The organism is Pseudomonas sp. C9, from assembly GCF_002000165.1.
Taxonomy (GTDB): Bacteria; Pseudomonadota; Gammaproteobacteria; order Pseudomonadales; family Pseudomonadaceae; genus Aquipseudomonas.
This window is the reverse complement of the sequence record NZ_MPAK01000001.1, coordinates 1,024,811-1,041,182: the sequence shown is the minus strand read 5'-3', so window position 1 is coordinate 1,041,182 and position 16,372 is coordinate 1,024,811. Positions and strand designations below refer to the sequence as shown.

The window sequence follows — 16,372 nt, the reverse complement described above, 5'->3', positions numbered from 1 at the left end:
CAGGTTTCCTGATAGATAGATGAGCCAATGGTCTATGTCGATGATGTGCGTCCTGTCCCGGCTCCGGTCATCGAGGTGAGAAGCTCACGCGAACCGCTTGCCGGACTGGGCAAGGGTAAAGCGGGGATGGTGCTGGACATCTCGGTGATTGGCGACAGCTATAGCGCCGGGCAGAACTTTTATCTGAATGGCCTCACTCAACGCTTGGCGAAAGACTTTGGTTTCGCCGGGCCTGGTTATGTCGGGTTTAACCACGGCGTAGCGCTCGGCGGTACGAACTTCAAGTACACCCGCAGCAATCAGCAGTACTTCGGTGGTGATTGGAGCGTTTCCAGTCTTGGGCAAGCGAGCCCGGACAGTCGCACTGTTACCGGGAAGGCGGGTGCTTATCTTGAGATCGATTCCAGCCAGACGGCTGCGATTGATACGTCCATTGCCCACGCCAACTTACTCTACTTGGGAAACGGCAAAACCAGCGAGATGAGGTATCGGTGGACACCTTCAGGCCCGTGGCATCCATTGACGATAGCGGGGGCCGGTGTTCAGGAAGTGCAACTAAGTGTCCCCGCCAGTGCTGACTGGGCGCTAAGGCTCGAAGTGGTGAAAGGTGCGCCGACATTATTTGGCTTGTGGCTGGCCAATGACCGGGGCGGCATCAGGGTCTCCAAACTCGCTGCTTCAGGTGCCACCTCCGGTGACTTTTTTAAAAGCGACAACCAATGGCAGACCCAGTGGAAGGCCGTCGTTTCAAAGATACCGGCAGACGTTTACCTGATTATGTTGGGCGGCAATGATCAAGGGTTTGGCGTTAAGCCCAAGGATTATCTTGAGAACATGAAAGGCTTGGTGCAGATGGTTCGCGAGGTTCATCCGGCGGCGAGCATCAATGTGATCTTGCGTCAGGACACAACACGTTCCAGTACCTATCCGATGTCGGACTATGCCCAAGTACTTGAACCGTGGGCGCGTTCGCAGAACGTCGCCTATTGGAGTTTGCAGTGTGCGTTCGGTGCCGACTTCAAACGCTATGCCAGTGACGGGCCGACCCCCATGATCGGCCCGGACAAGATTCACCCCATCCCGGGTTCGGGAGGTCGGCTTATTGCCGATTACTTCTATCGACTGCTTGTCGGTGAATTGCCGTGTGGTGCCGCTTCAAAGTAATCCTTCACCGTTCAAAGTGCTCCAGCTGACTCAGCAGTTCTGCGGTTTTCAGAGGCATGAGTTCGGGATCACACCGCGTTTCAACATTGATGACGATCGCCGGGTCGCTGTAGCGAATGCGAACCCGGAATCGCCAATCGTTGAAAATCACTTTAAGCCCTTCGCGTTCATCGATATCCAGGGCCTTGTCGGCATACAGACTTTTCAGGTGAGCTAGGAGGGAAAGCGGGTCCCTGATCGGGCGATGGATATCGCCCGAAGAGGGGAACACCCCGATACGTTCAACCAGCAGGGTTGTGCCCAGCCAGGCAGCAGTGTCGAAGGATAACGATGGCGCTTTTGACAGCCAGGCCATCATTCCGAAGTTGCTCGCTTTCAGTTCGGTGTCTACCGAGCGTTTTGCAGTGGTCATAGTGGCCTGCCTGGATGAAAGAGTGTGACGGAGGGCTCCGCAAGGTGAGCGGTGAGTGTGCTGAGCCGATTGGTTAAAGGCCCTTGAGATACAGCTGCTCATAACAAAAGTTGGTGGCGTCGATATAGCCTTCTGCACCACCACAATCAAAGCGCAGGCCTTCGAACTTGTAGGCCAGCACGCAGCCATCTTGCGCCTGCTTCATCAGCGCATCGGTGATCTGGATTTCGCCGCCCTTGCCGGGCTGGGTATCGGCGATCAAATCAAAAATGTCGGGGGTCAGAATGTACCGGCCGATGATTGCCAGATTGGACGGTGCGTCCTCGGGGGCGGGTTTTTCAACCATGCTGTTGACGCGGTAGATCCCTTCGGAAACCAGTTCGCCGGCGATCACCCCGTATTTGTGTGTCTGATCCCGCGGGACTTCTTGAATGGCCACGATCGAGCAGCGAAATTTATTGTAGAGCTTGATCATCTGCGCGAGCACACCGTCACCTTGCAGGTTCAGGCACAGGTCATCCGCCAGCACCACGGCAAAGGGTTCGTCACCGATCAAGGGGCGACCGCTGAGAATCGCGTGCCCCAGGCCTTTCATTTCGACCTGGCGGGTGTAGGCGAAGGTGCAGGTTTCTATCAGCTCTCGTGTACCGGCCAGAAACTTTTCTTTCTCGGTGCCGCGAATCTGGTGTTCCAGTTCATAGCTGATATCGAAATGGTCTTCCAGTGCGCGCTTGCCCCGACCGGTAACGATGGCCATGTTCTGCAAACCGGCGTCCCGTGCTTCTTCAACGGCGTATTGGATCAAAGGCTTGTTGACGATCGGCAGCATTTCCTTTGGCATTGCTTTTGTTGCAGGCAAGAAACGCGTGCCATAGCCGGCGGCGGGGAACAAGCATTTACGAATCATAGATATTTCCTGGAAAGTCATTGTTCACAGCCACACAGAAGAGGGTGGCCATGAGTTTGGATGTTTTACGATGGTTGTACTTTAATACCTGAGGCGTGGTTTGATGGCAATTAATGGCATGTGCAGAATGGGGTAAATGTTATTAGTTGTCGGGTCTGCCTGTATTTAGTTAGTTTTAGTCGGTGTCTATTAATAGTGTCGGTTCTTGTGAAGTGCTAATAAGTCGTTGGCGTCAATTTCTTGCGTGCGCTAATTGCTTTAAATATGGCATGCAGTTGAATACTTCAATACCCCACTATGGACCGCTCTATGAAGATTCTGGTAACGGGTGGAACCGGTTATATCGGTTCGCACACCACTCTTGCGCTGCTTGAAGCAGGCTTCGAAGTGGTTGTGCTGGACAACCTTTGCAATAGCTCTGATGCCGCCCTTCATGCGGTTGAAGCCATTTGCGGAAAATCCGCATTAATGATTCACGGGGACGTGTGCGACAGAGCGTTGCTGGACCGGATTTTTCAGCAGCACTCCATTGATGCTGTTCTGCATTTTGCCGGGCTCAAAGCCGTAGGTGAAAGCGTGCGCAAGCCGCTTGAGTATTACGAAACCAACGTTTGCGGAAGCATTACGCTTTGCCAGGCGATGTCTGCGGCCGGTGTATTGCGGTTGGTATTCAGTTCATCGGCCACGGTGTATGGCGCGCCTGAGCAGATGCCGATTCGTGAAGACTTTCCGACGGGCACGCCCACCAATCCCTACGGGCAATCCAAGCTGATCATCGAAAACGTATTGCATGACCTGTGTGCGGCGGACCCGCGCTGGAGCATCGCACTGTTGCGTTATTTCAATCCGATCGGTGCTCACGCAAGTGGGCAAATGGGGGAAGACCCCAACGGTATTCCCAACAATCTGGTGCCGTACATCAGCCAGGTTGCCGTCGGCAGTCTGCAGGAGTTGTCGATATTTGGTGACGATTACCCCACCGTCGATGGCACCGGCGTACGCGATTACATCCACGTCGTGGACTTGGCTGACGGGCATCTCAAAGCGTTGCAGTCGATCTCGGCGCGCACCGGGATCAATATCTGGAACCTGGGCACTGGCGATGGTTACAGCGTTTTTGAAGTACTGCGGGCATTTGAGCAAGCGTCGGGGCGAGCGGTGCCTTATCGGATGATGCCGCGACGCTCGGGCGACGTCGCCGAGTGTTGGGCCGACCCCTCTAAAGCGGCGAAGGAGTTGGGTTGGAAGGCCACACGGAACTTGCAGGAGATGATGACCGATACCTGGCGTTGGCAATCGAATCATCCCCGGGGATACGTCGATTGAAACTGATGGGCGGGCCTTCAACGGCCTGTTTTTCTGCTGAACTGTTATATCAGGCTTCGATGTTATTTATGGTCGGGAAAATTGACTGGAAACCCATCCGGCAAGTCCGTAGATATAAAGAACTCGCAGGAAGGAGTTTGATATGAAAAAGATGATGGTAATAGCCTTGTTGTCCATGATGAGCAGCTGGGTACTCGCCGTAGAAGAACCTCTCACTCTGGAAACAAAAGTGTTGGGTGACGTGACCGCTGGACAAGCCGTACTGGCAAGTACCGCACTGGTTGCCGGTGCCGTGGCCGCCTCCAACAGTGGTGGAAGTTCCAATGGCGGCACCACCGGGACAACAGGTACTACCGGGACGACCGGCACCAGTAACTAAGAAATTTCGCAGGTGTAATACAAGATTGCCCGGCTAACACTGGGCGATCTTGTTTTGTATTTGCCCTTGAATAGCGTAGTGCCTTTATGATTCGTAGTGTTCCTTTTTTAATGCTGGCAAGTATTGCTTTGCAAGGTTGCATGTTTTCGCCGGGTCAACATCTGAGCACCAGTGATATCACTCGCGAAGGGGCCAGCGAAAGCAGTCGGGTCGAGCTGATTCCAATTACCCCCAAGCTCATCGCCATGGACAGGGCCGCACAGATCGATAAGCCACTGCCCCCGGAATTACTGACGGCACCCGCCGAGTACCGCATCGGTAATAACGATGTCTTGTACATCACGGTGTGGGATCACCCCGAGTTGACTGCACCCTCAGGGGCGCAGCAGCAGATCGATGCAAACGGACGACTTGTCCGTTCCGATGGCACGCTCTACTACCCCTATATCAAGGAAGTCCAGGCCGCCGGCAAAACCATCCAGCAACTGCGATCCGATATCGCAGAAAAGTTGTCGACCTTCATCTCTGATCCGCAAGTGGATGTCGCCGTGTTGCGTTTTGCCAGCCAGAAAGTGGTGGTGTCGGGCGCCGTATTGAAAGCAGGTCCTCAAGCGATTTCCACCACCCCGCTCAATGTTGTTGAAGCCTTGGGTTCCGCCGGCATTGACCCGCTGAATGCTGACTTGTCCGGGTTGCTGTTGACGCGAAACGGGCGGGTGTATCCGCTCAACCTTGATGCGCTCAATCAACAGGATGCGGCGTTGCAAAAGGTCTACCTCAAAGGCGGCGATCAGTTGTACCTGCCGTACAACGACAGCAAAAAGATTTATGTAATGGGCGAGGTCAATCAGCCACGCGCGTTGACGTTCAAGACACGCACCATGAATCTTTCTGACGTTATAGGTTCGGTAGGGGGATTGAATCAGGCCACCTCGAATGGCAACGCCGTGTACGTCATCAGGGGCGTAGAAAACCTCGATGTAGAACCCGCCAAAATCTTTCAGCTGCAAGCTGAGTCGCCTGCCGCCATGGCACTCGCCACTCACTTCGATGTTCGCCCCCAGGACATCGTTTATGTGGGACCTGCCAACGTCACCCGCTGGAACCGCTTCATCAGTCAATTGGTGCCTTCGGCCGCGATTCTGGGCATAGGCGCTGCCGCACAAAACAACTTAAGCGAAGCTAACAACCGATAAGGTCTGGTCCAACTGTGAGAGCGTTGAAAGTTAGCGTCTGCTTGATGGCGGCGTTGCTGTTGTGTGGATGTAATCCGCTGATGAAGGCCACGCTGGCGAACTTCAAAGCCGTGGCCGGCGGACCTGATGATCTGGAGTTGACCCCGGCTCAAGTAGCCGAAGTTCACTACCCCCAACTCAAATTGACCACCCCTTCCGGCGTAGGGGTGTTGGCGATGGTGCGTGAACGAGGTGACTTGCAGTACTGGGTCGCGTCCGGCAAGCAGGTGTTGTTGCTGCGCGATGGCCTGGCAATTCGCAGTGTCGGTCTTGGCGTCGGAGGGGATCTGGACGGGACCCGTTTTGAAGCGGTCTCGCCGTTCAAACAGGGGCTTCATCGGCTGCCCGATGGATACACCAGCCAGCGCTGGATCGATCTTTATCAAGGCTACGAAGTGGGTGTTGTCGTGAACAGTCGCTTCACGCGACAACCCATGGAAACCATCAGGATTCTGGACAAGGAATACGCTGTGATGCGTGTTGATGAGCATATTGATGCGCCGCTTATTGGACTGCACGCGACCAATCATTATTGGGTCAATCCGGATAACGGTTTCATCCTGCAGAGCGAGCAGCAACTGACAGCGCAACTCAGGGTGACGATCGTTCAACTGACCTCTGAACGCAGGGCTGTCCGTTGAAGTTTCCCAAGGTGTTATGGACGTGCCTGTGGTTGATCTCCGGCGGCGTGAGTGCAGCTGTCACCGTCAGCGGTGATGTGCGCAATCCGGGAGTGGTCGAACTGCAACCCGATGGTCGAGTGCTGGACGTGATCCGCGTCGCGCAACCCAATCCTGAAGGCTATTGGATGGCGGCAGGGTGGCTGCGACGGTCATTGCTCGAAGAGCAGACTCGGCTTAAAGCCGGAGTCTTGTTCGACTTGAAGGTATTGCAACGTACCGCGTTGCTCCTGGAGCGAACCAGCCGGGCGACGTTGGCGTTGCGGATGTACGAGCAAGTCAGCTACTTGCCCGTCACGGGGCGCCAGGTGGCCGTCCTGGATCCGGTCGCGGTAGAGGTCGGGTTCGCTCGCAATTTCCGCCTCGCTGACGGCGACAGCCTGATCTACCCGATGCGCTCCAGTGTGGTTGAAGTGCTGGGTGCTGTCGCCGAACCGTGCCGGCTCGCGTATCGCCCCATGCAGGAAGCGCGTGACTACCTGCAAGGGTGTGCACCGCTTGCCGATGCTGAAGCCGATTACCTCTGGATCATTCAGCCCGATGGCGTTATCCGCCGGGTCGGCATTGCGCCGTGGAATCGCGAAAGCGGGCAGGTGCCTGCCGCGGGTAGCAAAATCCTGGTCCCTATCAAAAACGATGATCTTAATCCGCCTATACCTGAACTGAATCAGCAGTTGGCCGAATTTCTTGCCACGCAACTGGCTGAGGTGGTTCCTTGAATTTACGTTTTGCAGCGGTATTGTTGTTGCCATGTGGTTTGGTTCATGGAGAACCGCGATTTACTCAGAGTGATTTTGGCGGTGTGGGCTTGATGCAGACACCGACTGCCCGGATGGCGCCGGCCGGCGAACTGAGCGTGAATGCCAGTCGAACCAGTCCCTATAGTCGTTACAGCGTTTCACTGCAGCCATTTGAATGGCTGGAAGGCTCGTTTCGCTATACCGCGATCACCAACCGTAAGTATGGCCCCGAGTCGTTGAGTGGTGACCAGAGCTATAAAGACAAGGCTGTGGACGTCAAGCTGCGCCTTTGGCAAGAAAGCCATTGGGCACCTGAATTGGCCGTGGGTTTTCGCGACGTCGGTGGTACCGGTCTGTTTTCCAGCGAATACGTGGTGGCCAACAAGCGCTATGACGACTTTGATTTCAGCGCGGGTGTTGCCTGGGGTTATCTGGGGAATCGAGGCGATTTTGAAAACCCGCCAGGTTGGGTGGATGACCGCTTCAATACCCGGCCACAAAGCGAAGGCACGGGCGACGTCAATACCAACGCCTACTTCCGTGGTCGACCCTCTTTGTTCGGTGGCGTGACCTACCAGACGCCCTGGGACCCGCTCAGTCTCAAACTCGAGTACGAAGGCAACGACTATAAAAACGAGCCGAAGGACAACCACATCAAGCAAGACTCGCCCATCAACATTGGCGCAGTGTTCAAGCTGACCGATTCGGTTGATCTAAGCGCTGGCTGGGAGCGTGGCAATACGGCCATGTTCGGCATCACCCTGCACACCAACTTTGTCAGCCGCAAGGCGCCGGCCAAGACCTACGATCCGCCAGCGGAGCGCCTGCCGGCGCATGCACCCGCGACTGCGCCGGACCAGGTCAACTGGGCCAACGTGTCTCAACGGCTGCAAAAAAATGCGGGCTACAACGTTGAGCGCATTGCCCAGCGCGGCTCAGAGTTATTGGTGTACGGCGAACAGTCGAATTATTTCTATTCGGCAAAAGCCGTCGGCCGGGCCAGCCGGATTCTGGACAACAGCGTTAACGACGATATCGACTGGTTTACCGTGGTCAACAAGCGCTACGACATGCCGCTGGACGAAACCAGTGTGCCTCGCGAGACCTTTCGCGAGGTGGTCAACAATGAGGAGCCATTGCAAAGTCTGCACCGTGCGACTGAGGTCAATAACCCGCTCCCGCACACGGAGACCACGCTCTATACCGGGGCGCTCGATCCATTCAAATATGGCATCGGGCTGGGCTACAAACAGAACGTGGGCGGCCCTGATGGGTTGCTCTATCAGTTGACTGCCGATGTGGACGCCGAGTACCGCTTCACGCGCAATATCTGGTGGAGTGGCCTGCTCAGTACCAATCTGGCCAACAACTACGATCACTTCACCTACGACGCGCCAAGTGGTTTACCCCGGGTGAGGACGGACCTGCGCAAGTACCTGACGACCTCGGATGTCACCATGCCGACGTTCCAACTCAATCACGCTGAACGGCTGGATAAAGACCTGTATGGCATGGTCTATGGCGGCTACCTGGAGTCGATGTTTGCCGGCGTTGGCGGTGAGGTACTGTTTCGTCCAATGGGGCAGCGCTGGTCTGTCGGCGCGGACCTGAATTTCGTGCGTCAGCGCGAGTTTGACCAAGGCTTCGGCCTGCGGGATTACTCGACCGTTACGGGCCACATCACCGGTTATACCGACTTGCCTTTCGAGGCTCAGGCGGCTGTCAGTGTCGGTCGTTACCTGGCGCGGGATTGGGGCGCTACGGTCGATCTGTCACGGGAGTTCGCCAATGGTGTGCGATTCGGGGCCTGGGCCACGTTGACCACCGCAACGAGTGAGGAATACGGCGAGGGCAGTTTCGACAAGGGCATTTACATCTCCATACCGTTCGACGAAATGATGAGTATGTCGACGATGCGTCGCGCCAATATCGTCTGGTCCCCACTGACCCGGGACGGTGGTGCACGGCTCAATCGCAGTTACTCGTTGCACGCCATGACCGATAGCCGTGACACCGATCTGTTCTATCGCAACTTTGACAAGATCACTGAGTGACTGCGGGCGATCTACAGGGCAATCAGCGCTGTAGATCGCACCCGGAACAACCGCAAGATGTGGCGCAGAGTTCTCTGCGCTATCTCCCCCCAAGACACCAATGCAACACTAAGCCCGGGAATCCCTGAGGTGGTTGGTCGTACTTGAGTGGCCATCAGAGAGCCCAATCGGCGCCCACGAAAAAGGGGACTTGCGTCCCCTTGTCGAGCTTGCCTGTGTCCAACTACCAAGCCATCAGTAAATATCTTTAGACAGCAGGGTGAAGGGCGTCTTCACCAGGATCTTCAGGTCCAGCCACAACGACCAATTGTTGATGTACTTGAGGTCGATCTCGACGCGTTTCTGCATCTTGTCGAGGGTGTCGGTCTCACCGCGGCAACCGTTGATTTGAGCCAGCCCGGTAATCCCCGGTTTGATTCGGTGGCGCGCCATGTAGGCGAGAATTTTCCCTGAGTAGTAATCATTGTGTGCAACGGCGTGCGGACGTGGCCCGACAAGCGCCATTTGGCCTTGCAATACATTGAACAGTTGCGGCAGTTCATCGATCGAGGTGCGGCGGATAAAACGTCCCACTGAAGTAATCCGTGAATCGTTACGACTGGCTTGCTTTACTTCATGATCATCGTGCACGCGCATCGAGCGAAACTTCCAGACCTGGATCACCTTGCCGTTCCAGCCGTGACGGTCCTGCTTGAAGAACACCGGGCCAGGCGAGTTGAATTTCACGGCCAAGGCAATGAGCAACAGTAGTGGGCTCAGCAGAACAATGGCCAAGAGCGCAACGCCCTTTTCCAGCAGGCTTTTACTCAATGCAGCGGTGGGCTGGCTGGTCAACGGGCTTTCATTCAAGTAAATCGCCGGCAAGCCGTCCACGATACTCACAGAATGATTAAGCAGTGTCAGGCTATTCAAGTCCGGCACCCATACCACGTCTACGTTAGCTCCCAGCAAATCGATATACATGGCCTCGATTTTTGCCGCTTCACTCAGGGGCAGCGTAATGTACAAGCGTCGGATGTCATGGACTTTGATCAATTCCAGCAGTTGCTCCTGCGGACCCACAATACGCGGTGAACCCATTCCTGGCGGGAGTGAGGTATCCGTGCTGACCAGTCCCACGAGTGGGGAGTGTTCCAGGCTACGAAGGTTCCTGGCCAGTCCCAGCGCCAACTCGCCAGTACCCACGATCAGGGTCTTATGCTCGCGTTGTAGTGACCGTCGATAGTATTGCGAGAATCCGTGCAGTGGGACGTACAGCAGGGCTTGCCCGATGTAGCCGCAGGCGGCCCATATCAGGATAAGTTGACGAGAAAACAGTTCGTCAGCCTTACAGATAAACGCCACACAGGCTAACGCGGCCAAGGTCATTGACCACCCCATCAGCAATCGTCCCAAGCCTGTCAGGTAGTTATCCTTTTTTGCATAGACACCACACCACGAATAGGCGGGAACCGAGGCAAGCACAGTAAGAATTGCGCACACTCGATAATAAAACTCTACCGTTCCGGTCTTGTAATAAACCAATGAAAATAACAGGGCAATAACAAAGCCCTGACCCAGTGCCCATTGTCCCCAGAAGGTCAATCCTTTGAGGTGGGTATTTCGATTGATACGAAGATTGTTAACCATGCGATATCCCCAAAATACGTCCATTTGCGCGTCGACAGACAACAGCCAAAGTTGATGAAACAGGCGTTATTATTTTTATAAGTTGGCAAAACATTGACGACCGAAACGCCACTGTGCGGCGTACTCGTCAGTGAATAGGTTAAATTATTGGGGAGAGGGCTGTCTGACGACTTCTAACGAGTAGTTAGTTTCTGCGTCCATTAGCCTGGACGGTAAAGTGTTAGAAATAGTCGATAATGTGCGGAGGGCGGCGGAGTATTACTAGAGGAGTTTGTTTTGGCGCCAAGGAGGGACTAGTGTGCTTTTTATTTTTGTAATGCACGATCAGTCTGGTTGTTATGTTTGCTCAGTTGAGGCCTTTTCCTCGAATGATTTTTTGTATAAGGCAGTAGCCGCGGTTCCTGACCGCGCGGAAAAGACGCTCGCCATTGCTGGCATTTTTAAACTTTTCCTGTAATCGGCTAAGGCACATTTCGAGACCTCGATAATATTCGGGCTCTCTGCCAATGCTCCGAATAAGATCATCCTTGCTGACCACGCGATCGTCATGGTGCAACATTCTTTTGACCAGTGTGGCCTCCAGGCCCGTCAAGACAATCTCGATGTCATCTTTGATTAAGGCGCCGTTGCCATTGCTCAGTCGCCAGGCATCTGCATAGGGGGTGTGCGGTTTGGCCGTTTTGGAGAGGGTGTCTCTGGTTTCAACTGCAAGTGAATGGATGTTGTCAAACCGAGAATCGGAATGAGCCACTAGCCATTCGGATTCAAACATCGAAAGTATGCGTTGCGTATCGTGTTTAATAACAGGTGGGACAATGTTGTCCAAGTGAGGGGGAATGAATTCCATGAGTTTAGGGGCGGAAGAGGGCATGACAACACCTTCGACAAACATTTTTGCCTGTGACGTGCCAAATGAGTTGTATCGCTCGCTTGACAGTAATTCCTCAAGCTCAAGTTGTAATGCCGGGCTATGAGTAACTACGACAAAATATTTTCTGGGGAGGGGTGTGCGGCTTTCCATGTCTTCTCTCCTGAAGTGCACTCTCGGTTTTAATTTAAAAGTATGTCGGCGGGGGAGTAGTGGCTCCCTTGGAAGTAATCAAAGGGCAGTGCACGGGCCAATATGTGGCTGGCGGCATGCTCGACTCGGTCAGCTATAAAGACGACTTTTGTAGTGTGAGTCAGCATGGTCATACGTTCATGCAGTCGATTGAATAACTCGGGGTTGCCAGTCAGTTTAAGGCCAGAGTCTAGGGTTGAAAGGGAGATTTTTATATAGTCGAATAGATTCAGGGTTGTAAAGATTTCGATACTTTCGTCGTGGATGTTATAGCCATCGAAAGCGATTTCTATGCCGTGATCTTTCAACAGATATACGTTGTTGAGGATTTTCTTTTTGTCGGTGAAGCTGATCGCCGAAAGAGGCAGCTCATTGAGAGCGATAGCCAATGTCTGACCGAAATTGCGCAGCGCATCGTTGCACTGTATCAACTCTTCGGTGAGGGCCGCACTGGTGAGATCCGATTGTGCTACGCATACAAAACGTCGGCTTAAGTACTTGTTTTCGCTAGTGGCATTTTGATCTTTTAGCGAGAAGGCAATCAGTCGAGTCTGCATGAGTACTTCACTGTAGATGCCACTCATCTGATGCAGCGGTGGCGTACAGGATGCACGAGTAGGCGAAACCTGACTGTCGTCAAGTTGTATTCTGATCTCACTGCCAAATGGGCAGTCATCGCGAGCGAGGATCAGTTGTCGAGACAAGTAATGACTTGCACGATTGACGTGAGACACGCTTCCCGTTGCGTTCATACAGCAGTAACTCCCTTGCACATTAATCATCAGGCGGTCGAGATCAGACCCCTGATTAAACGATATCCATGACCACGAATACTTTGAATAGCGTTCGTGCCATACAGGCCTTTTATTTTTCCGCGAAGGCGGCTAATGGACTTTTCCAAGGCCCTTGGATCATAAAAAGTTATATTGAGGCCCATGATTATGGCGATTTCATCATGACTCAATATTTGGTTTTTAGTTTCGGAGAATGCTTCAAGAATCTTCATTTCAGAAAACGAAACATCTAGTTTTTTACAGTCTCCGATCAGACACATGCGAGTCGGATCCAAGAGTAGATTATGCTGCTTTTTCCATTCGGCGCTATTAAAAAACTCGGAAATCACGTCCGGGTTTTCCTCAGTTACAGTGTCAAATTTAATGCAGTGATCGGCGCCGGCAAGATAATATTTCATCTTGTTGAAGGTGCCTTTTCCGGTGATGGCTACTACAATAATAAGTGCATGGTTACCGGCGCGAATGTTTTCAACCAGGGTGAGGCTTTCAGCAAACGCCTGAGGGCTGTCAATGACAATAAAAACTGCGCGATACGAGTGGAGGTCCTTGTTTTGTTTGAAGGGGTTGCTGTAGCACATCGTATCAACGGATATATCATCGGTGACGTGGTGTACTACTAAAGTCTTAAAGCTCTCCACTAACGTATGGGTCCGTCCGATGGTGAGAATACCGGTCATTTCCTTTGTATGGTTGTGACGGGTAGTCGTTATTTTCCTTGTAAGCATCATGCTTTGACTCGGCTGGGTGCTGACATTTGAATGTTAAAGCACCAATTCTCATTTGTGACTGACAATTGGTAACATTTCATTGGTTTTCCTAGCGGACGGCATAGTTTTTTTTAACATTGCTGGTGAGGAGGACGTGAATCTTTGCGCTCGTGTGTGAGAGGTGACGATTGAGGCGAGAGTGTCATTGTGCCATCTTTTGCTGTGATGTCCTGCATTTTCAGATCGATTCGCTATGGGGTCGGGTAATGCTGCTGTTACTTGGATTGTTGTTGGGGTGCTATGAATTACCATTGCGTGATTGCTTAATTGGTTAGTTTGAGTTTTTCTACAGTCATGATCTATCCACTTTGTGCCGATACATAACATCGAGTATGTTATTTGTGGCGCTGGACAATTATTAACATTGGGTTTTAATTTTGGAGTGGATGCGGTTTACTTTCTCCTTGGCGATACATTAAAAAGCACGTCAGTGTGTGCTTTTGACGATGAGGGGGAACAATGGATTTTTTGACTACCGTAAAGGTATTGATTTTAGGGGTGGTCGAAGGGCTTACGGAGTTTTTGCCCATATCAAGTACTGGGCACCAAATTATTGTTGCAGACTTGCTCGATTTTGGCGGCGAACGAGCGATGGCTTTCAATATCATTATTCAACTGGGCGCCATACTCGCGGTCGTCTGGGAGTTTCGTCGCAAGATCCTCGAGATCATCACAGGCTTGCCGACTCAACGTAATGCACAACGTTTTACTTTGAACTTATTGATCGGTTTTTTACCGGCCGTTGTCCTGGGCGTGTTGTTCGCCGATAAGATCCATGAATATCTTTTTAATCCAATCACCGTGGCGGTGGCATTGGTAGTGGGCGGCATCATCATGTTGTGGGCTGAGCGACGAGAACATGTGGTGTATGTCGATCACGTTGATGATATGCGCTGGACCGACGCCCTTAAAGTCGGCTTCGCCCAATGCCTGGCGATGATCCCGGGCACCTCACGTTCTGGATCGACCATTATTGGCGGACTGCTGTTTGGGCTGTCACGCAAGGCCGCAACCGAGTTTTCGTTCTTCCTGGCAATGCCAACCATGGTCGGTGCCGCGGTCTACTCAGGCTACAAATATCGGGAACTGTTCCAGGCCGGCGACCTGCCGGTGTTTGCCTTGGGTTTCGTGACCGCGTTCTTTTTCGCCATGATTGCTGTGCGCGGCTTGCTCAAGTTCATCGCCAGCCACAGTTACGCTGTATTTGCCTGGTACCGGATCGCATTCGGTTTGTTGATTCTGGCAACGTGGGTATTCGGTTGGGTTAACTGGACTGAGGCGGCAGCACTCTGATACGTGCACCAGGCTGAGGACATACAGCCTGGTTTTCGTAAATCCAGACGGCTAACCGTTAACGTCCCTCAAGTAACTCCGCTGCTTGATCCAGCAACGCCAAAGGCTCTTTGGCCTTGTGAATATCCACCGACAACAGCTGCCGAAACTTGCGCGCCCCCGCAAACCCGGTGCCCAGCCCCAGCACATGCCGAGTGATGTGGTGCATCGAACCGCCCGCATCAATGTGCGCCGCTATATAAGGCCGCAACTGCGCCAGCGCCTCGGCCCGAGTGATCACCGGTGCCGTACTGCCAAACAGTTGCTGATCCACTTCAGCCATCACATAAGGATTGTGATAAGCCTCGCGGCCCAGCATCACGCCGTCGAACGTTTGCAAATGTTCATGGCAGGCTTCCAGCGACTTGATCCCGCCGTTGAGAATAATCTCCAGGTCCGGAAAATCCTTCTTCAACTGCGCTGCCACGTCATAACGCAGGGGCGGAATGTCGCGATTCTCCTTGGGCGACAACCCCTCCAAAATCGCAATTCGCGCATGCACGGTAAAACTCGTGCACCCGGCATCCCGCACTGTGCCGACGAAGTCACACAGTTGCTCGTAACTGTCCCGCCCATTGATACCGATGCGGTGCTTCACCGTCACCGGAATCGACACCGCATCACGCATCGCCTTCACACAATCAGCCACCAACTGCGGATGCCCCATGAGCACCGCGCCGATCATATTGTTCTGCACCCGATCACTCGGGCAGCCGACATTCAGATTCACCTCGTCGTAACCGTGCTCCTGTGCCATGCGGGCGCAGGCGGCCAGGTCCAACGGGACACTGCCGCCGAGTTGCAGGGCGAGCGGGTGTTCGGCTTCGTTGTGACGCAGGAAACGGTCGTGATCACCGTTGAGCAGCGCGCCGGTGGTGACCATTTCGGTGTAGAGCAGGGCGTTTTTCGACAAGAGGCGTAGGAAAAAACGGCAATGGCGGTCAGTCCAATCCATCATCGGGGCCACGCTGAAGCGGCGGGAAAGTGGGGCGGGTGTGGCGGTGATTGGGGGCATTGGCGGTCTGGAATCGGTGGGGCGAAAGACGGGAGTTTATCAGGAATGGGTCAGTTGGGTTGAGGCGAGTCCTACGGCAGTCATCCTCTTGTGCCAAGGGCAAGCCTGTTGGTGGGATTGAGCGAGACAGTTATCAGGTAGGCTGATAGCATCTGGCTACTAACTACAAAGCTGTTCGAGGAAGGGATCCCATGCTGAAGAAATTTGCGTCATTTGCTTTAGTCGCCGCCAGCATTTTTGTATTTGCGCAAGGCGCAGCTGCCGAAGACAAGCTCTTCAAGAATTACGTCTATCAATCCCCCCTCGCGAACTACACCGAAGCCACTGGTTACTACGACTGCTCCGAAGATGTCGGCGGGACGGCAAGGTGCATCGACGACGTCGATTTTCTGGAGGAGAAATTCACCATAGCGTTGGTATTCTCGAGTGACAAGTTGATCATGGTGTCGTTAATCAGCCCGTTCGATCAGGATTTGTATGGCAAAGCCATCGCAGGGCTTTCCAAGACATTCACGTTGGTTTCCATGAGCGATGATAAGTCGGTGCTGGACGTGGTCGAAGTCGCGAAGAAAGTGAGTAACAAAGACGAATTGACAGCGAAGTTGTCCAACTTCGAACAGGTCGGTCTGACCTCTGGGAGTCTGACCTATACGTTTCTGGAAGGTGTGAATGCCAGAGGGCAGTCAAATGCAGTTGGCGCGTTGAGCGCATCACCTGAAAATACGAGGTCTGCTGAGTTGGTGCTTGCGGGGGAGGGGGCTGATGCAGGGTTGTTGATTCGGTTTTCGTTTCCGCAGTTGGAGGCTAATAAGGTTATTCAGGCAGCTAAGAAGCCGGTTGAGGCTTTCTGATATTGGTGGTGAGAGGGACAGACGAAT

At 53.4% G+C, this 16,372-nt stretch carries 16 protein-coding genes; 9 read left to right on the top strand and 7 right to left on the bottom strand.

Translation table 11 applies throughout. The annotated features are described in order from the left end of the window. The first annotated feature begins 27 nt into the window (after nt 1–27). On the top strand, nt 28–1,164 hold the full coding sequence (locus BMS17_RS04985) for an SGNH/GDSL hydrolase family protein (protein WP_046026960.1): 1,137 nt from the start codon (nt 28–30) through the stop codon (nt 1,162–1,164). Between the two features lie 4 nt (nt 1,165–1,168). On the opposite strand, the gene BMS17_RS04980 is transcribed toward BMS17_RS04985, so the two are convergent. Together BMS17_RS04980 and galU are read right to left on the bottom strand one after the other, a co-directional pair. Continuing rightward, entirely contained in the window at nt 1,169–1,576 is a 408-nt protein-coding gene (locus BMS17_RS04980; RefSeq protein ID WP_046026959.1) for a mannose-1-phosphate guanylyltransferase, read from the bottom strand. 73 nt (nt 1,577–1,649) lie between these two features. Then, complete coding sequence (gene galU, locus BMS17_RS04975; RefSeq protein WP_046026958.1) at nt 1,650–2,483, bottom strand: UTP--glucose-1-phosphate uridylyltransferase GalU; 834 nt, start codon at nt 2,481–2,483, stop codon at nt 1,650–1,652. Between the two features lie 309 nt (nt 2,484–2,792). Here galU and galE point away from each other — a divergent pair, with 309 nt between their 5' ends. The 6 genes from galE to BMS17_RS04945 all read left to right on the top strand — a co-directional run bounded on the left by galE (nt 2,793) and on the right by BMS17_RS04945 (nt 8,897). After that, entirely contained in the window at nt 2,793–3,809 is a 1,017-nt protein-coding gene (galE, locus tag BMS17_RS04970) for a UDP-glucose 4-epimerase GalE (protein WP_046026957.1), read from the top strand. A 142-nt stretch (nt 3,810–3,951) separates the two neighbouring features. Further along, nucleotides 3,952–4,188, top strand: a complete 237-nt coding sequence (locus tag BMS17_RS04965) for a hypothetical protein (RefSeq protein WP_046026956.1) — start codon at nt 3,952–3,954, stop codon at nt 4,186–4,188. 140 nt (nt 4,189–4,328) lie between these two features. Next, nucleotides 4,329–5,384, top strand: a complete 1,056-nt coding sequence (locus BMS17_RS04960; protein ID WP_046027141.1) for a polysaccharide biosynthesis/export family protein — start codon at nt 4,329–4,331, stop codon at nt 5,382–5,384. Between the two features lie 14 nt (nt 5,385–5,398). Continuing rightward, entirely contained in the window at nt 5,399–6,064 is a 666-nt protein-coding gene (locus tag BMS17_RS04955; RefSeq protein ID WP_139348070.1) for a YjbF family lipoprotein, read from the top strand. Next, nucleotides 6,061–6,822, top strand: coding sequence for a capsule biosynthesis GfcC family protein (locus BMS17_RS04950; protein ID WP_077430559.1), 762 nt, complete (start codon nt 6,061–6,063; stop codon nt 6,820–6,822). Before BMS17_RS04955 ends, BMS17_RS04950 begins: the two co-directional genes overlap by 4 nt. Beyond that, the gene (locus BMS17_RS04945) at nt 6,819–8,897 is read left to right on the top strand and encodes a YjbH domain-containing protein (protein WP_046026953.1); all 2,079 of its coding nucleotides are present in this window, start codon (nt 6,819–6,821) and stop codon (nt 8,895–8,897) included. The genes BMS17_RS04950 and BMS17_RS04945 overlap by 4 nt, the downstream gene beginning before the upstream one ends. A gap of 234 nt (nt 8,898–9,131) precedes the next feature. Here BMS17_RS04945 and BMS17_RS04940 read toward each other — a convergent pair whose 3' ends face one another. From BMS17_RS04940 to BMS17_RS04925, 4 genes are all read right to left on the bottom strand, one after another. Beyond that, the gene (locus BMS17_RS04940; protein WP_046026952.1) at nt 9,132–10,526 is read right to left on the bottom strand and encodes an undecaprenyl-phosphate glucose phosphotransferase; all 1,395 of its coding nucleotides are present in this window, start codon (nt 10,524–10,526) and stop codon (nt 9,132–9,134) included. Between the two features lie 346 nt (nt 10,527–10,872). Next, nucleotides 10,873–11,547, bottom strand: coding sequence for a helix-turn-helix domain-containing protein (locus tag BMS17_RS04935; protein WP_046026951.1), 675 nt, complete (start codon nt 11,545–11,547; stop codon nt 10,873–10,875). 29 nt (nt 11,548–11,576) lie between these two features. Continuing rightward, on the bottom strand, nt 11,577–12,338 hold the full coding sequence (locus tag BMS17_RS04930; RefSeq protein WP_046026950.1) for an EAL domain-containing protein: 762 nt from the start codon (nt 12,336–12,338) through the stop codon (nt 11,577–11,579). A 29-nt stretch (nt 12,339–12,367) separates the two neighbouring features. After that, nucleotides 12,368–13,108, bottom strand: a complete 741-nt coding sequence (locus BMS17_RS04925; protein ID WP_046026949.1) for a winged helix-turn-helix domain-containing protein — start codon at nt 13,106–13,108, stop codon at nt 12,368–12,370. Between the two features lie 498 nt (nt 13,109–13,606). Between BMS17_RS04925 and BMS17_RS04920 the strand changes: the two genes are divergently transcribed. Continuing rightward, entirely contained in the window at nt 13,607–14,440 is an 834-nt protein-coding gene (locus BMS17_RS04920; RefSeq protein ID WP_046026948.1) for an undecaprenyl-diphosphate phosphatase, read from the top strand. A gap of 58 nt (nt 14,441–14,498) precedes the next feature. Here the strand turns inward: BMS17_RS04920 and dusA are convergent, their stop codons facing one another. After that, on the bottom strand, nt 14,499–15,494 hold the full coding sequence (dusA, locus tag BMS17_RS04915; protein ID WP_046026947.1) for a tRNA dihydrouridine(20/20a) synthase DusA: 996 nt from the start codon (nt 15,492–15,494) through the stop codon (nt 14,499–14,501). Nucleotides 15,495–15,685: 191 nt separating this feature from the next. Between dusA and BMS17_RS04910 the strand changes: the two genes are divergently transcribed. Continuing rightward, nucleotides 15,686–16,345 (top strand): hypothetical protein, encoded by a 660-nt coding sequence (locus BMS17_RS04910; protein WP_077430558.1) that lies wholly within the window; start codon nt 15,686–15,688, stop codon nt 16,343–16,345. The last annotated feature ends 27 nt before the right edge of the window (nt 16,346–16,372 follow it).

Excerpts from the sequence above, each read along its gene's own strand:
- BMS17_RS04985 (WP_046026960.1), top strand. The coding sequence starts at position 28 with ATGGTCTATGTCGATGATGTGCGTCCTGTCCCGGCTCCGGTCATCGAG.
- BMS17_RS04980 (WP_046026959.1), bottom strand. The coding sequence starts at position 1,576 with ATGACCACTGCAAAACGCTCGGTAGACACCGAACTGAAAGCGAGCAAC.
- galU (WP_046026958.1), bottom strand. The coding sequence starts at position 2,483 with ATGATTCGTAAATGCTTGTTCCCCGCCGCCGGCTATGGCACGCGTTTC.
- galE (WP_046026957.1), top strand. The coding sequence starts at position 2,793 with ATGAAGATTCTGGTAACGGGTGGAACCGGTTATATCGGTTCGCACACC.
- BMS17_RS04965 (WP_046026956.1), top strand. The coding sequence starts at position 3,952 with ATGAAAAAGATGATGGTAATAGCCTTGTTGTCCATGATGAGCAGCTGG.
- BMS17_RS04960 (WP_046027141.1), top strand. The coding sequence starts at position 4,329 with ATGTTTTCGCCGGGTCAACATCTGAGCACCAGTGATATCACTCGCGAA.
- BMS17_RS04940 (WP_046026952.1), bottom strand. The coding sequence starts at position 10,526 with ATGGTTAACAATCTTCGTATCAATCGAAATACCCACCTCAAAGGATTG.
- BMS17_RS04935 (WP_046026951.1), bottom strand. The coding sequence starts at position 11,547 with ATGGAAAGCCGCACACCCCTCCCCAGAAAATATTTTGTCGTAGTTACT.
- BMS17_RS04930 (WP_046026950.1), bottom strand. The coding sequence starts at position 12,338 with ATGAACGCAACGGGAAGCGTGTCTCACGTCAATCGTGCAAGTCATTAC.
- BMS17_RS04925 (WP_046026949.1), bottom strand. The coding sequence starts at position 13,108 with ATGATGCTTACAAGGAAAATAACGACTACCCGTCACAACCATACAAAG.
- BMS17_RS04920 (WP_046026948.1), top strand. The coding sequence starts at position 13,607 with ATGGATTTTTTGACTACCGTAAAGGTATTGATTTTAGGGGTGGTCGAA.
- dusA (WP_046026947.1), bottom strand. The coding sequence starts at position 15,494 with ATGCCCCCAATCACCGCCACACCCGCCCCACTTTCCCGCCGCTTCAGC.
- BMS17_RS04910 (WP_077430558.1), top strand. The coding sequence starts at position 15,686 with ATGCTGAAGAAATTTGCGTCATTTGCTTTAGTCGCCGCCAGCATTTTT.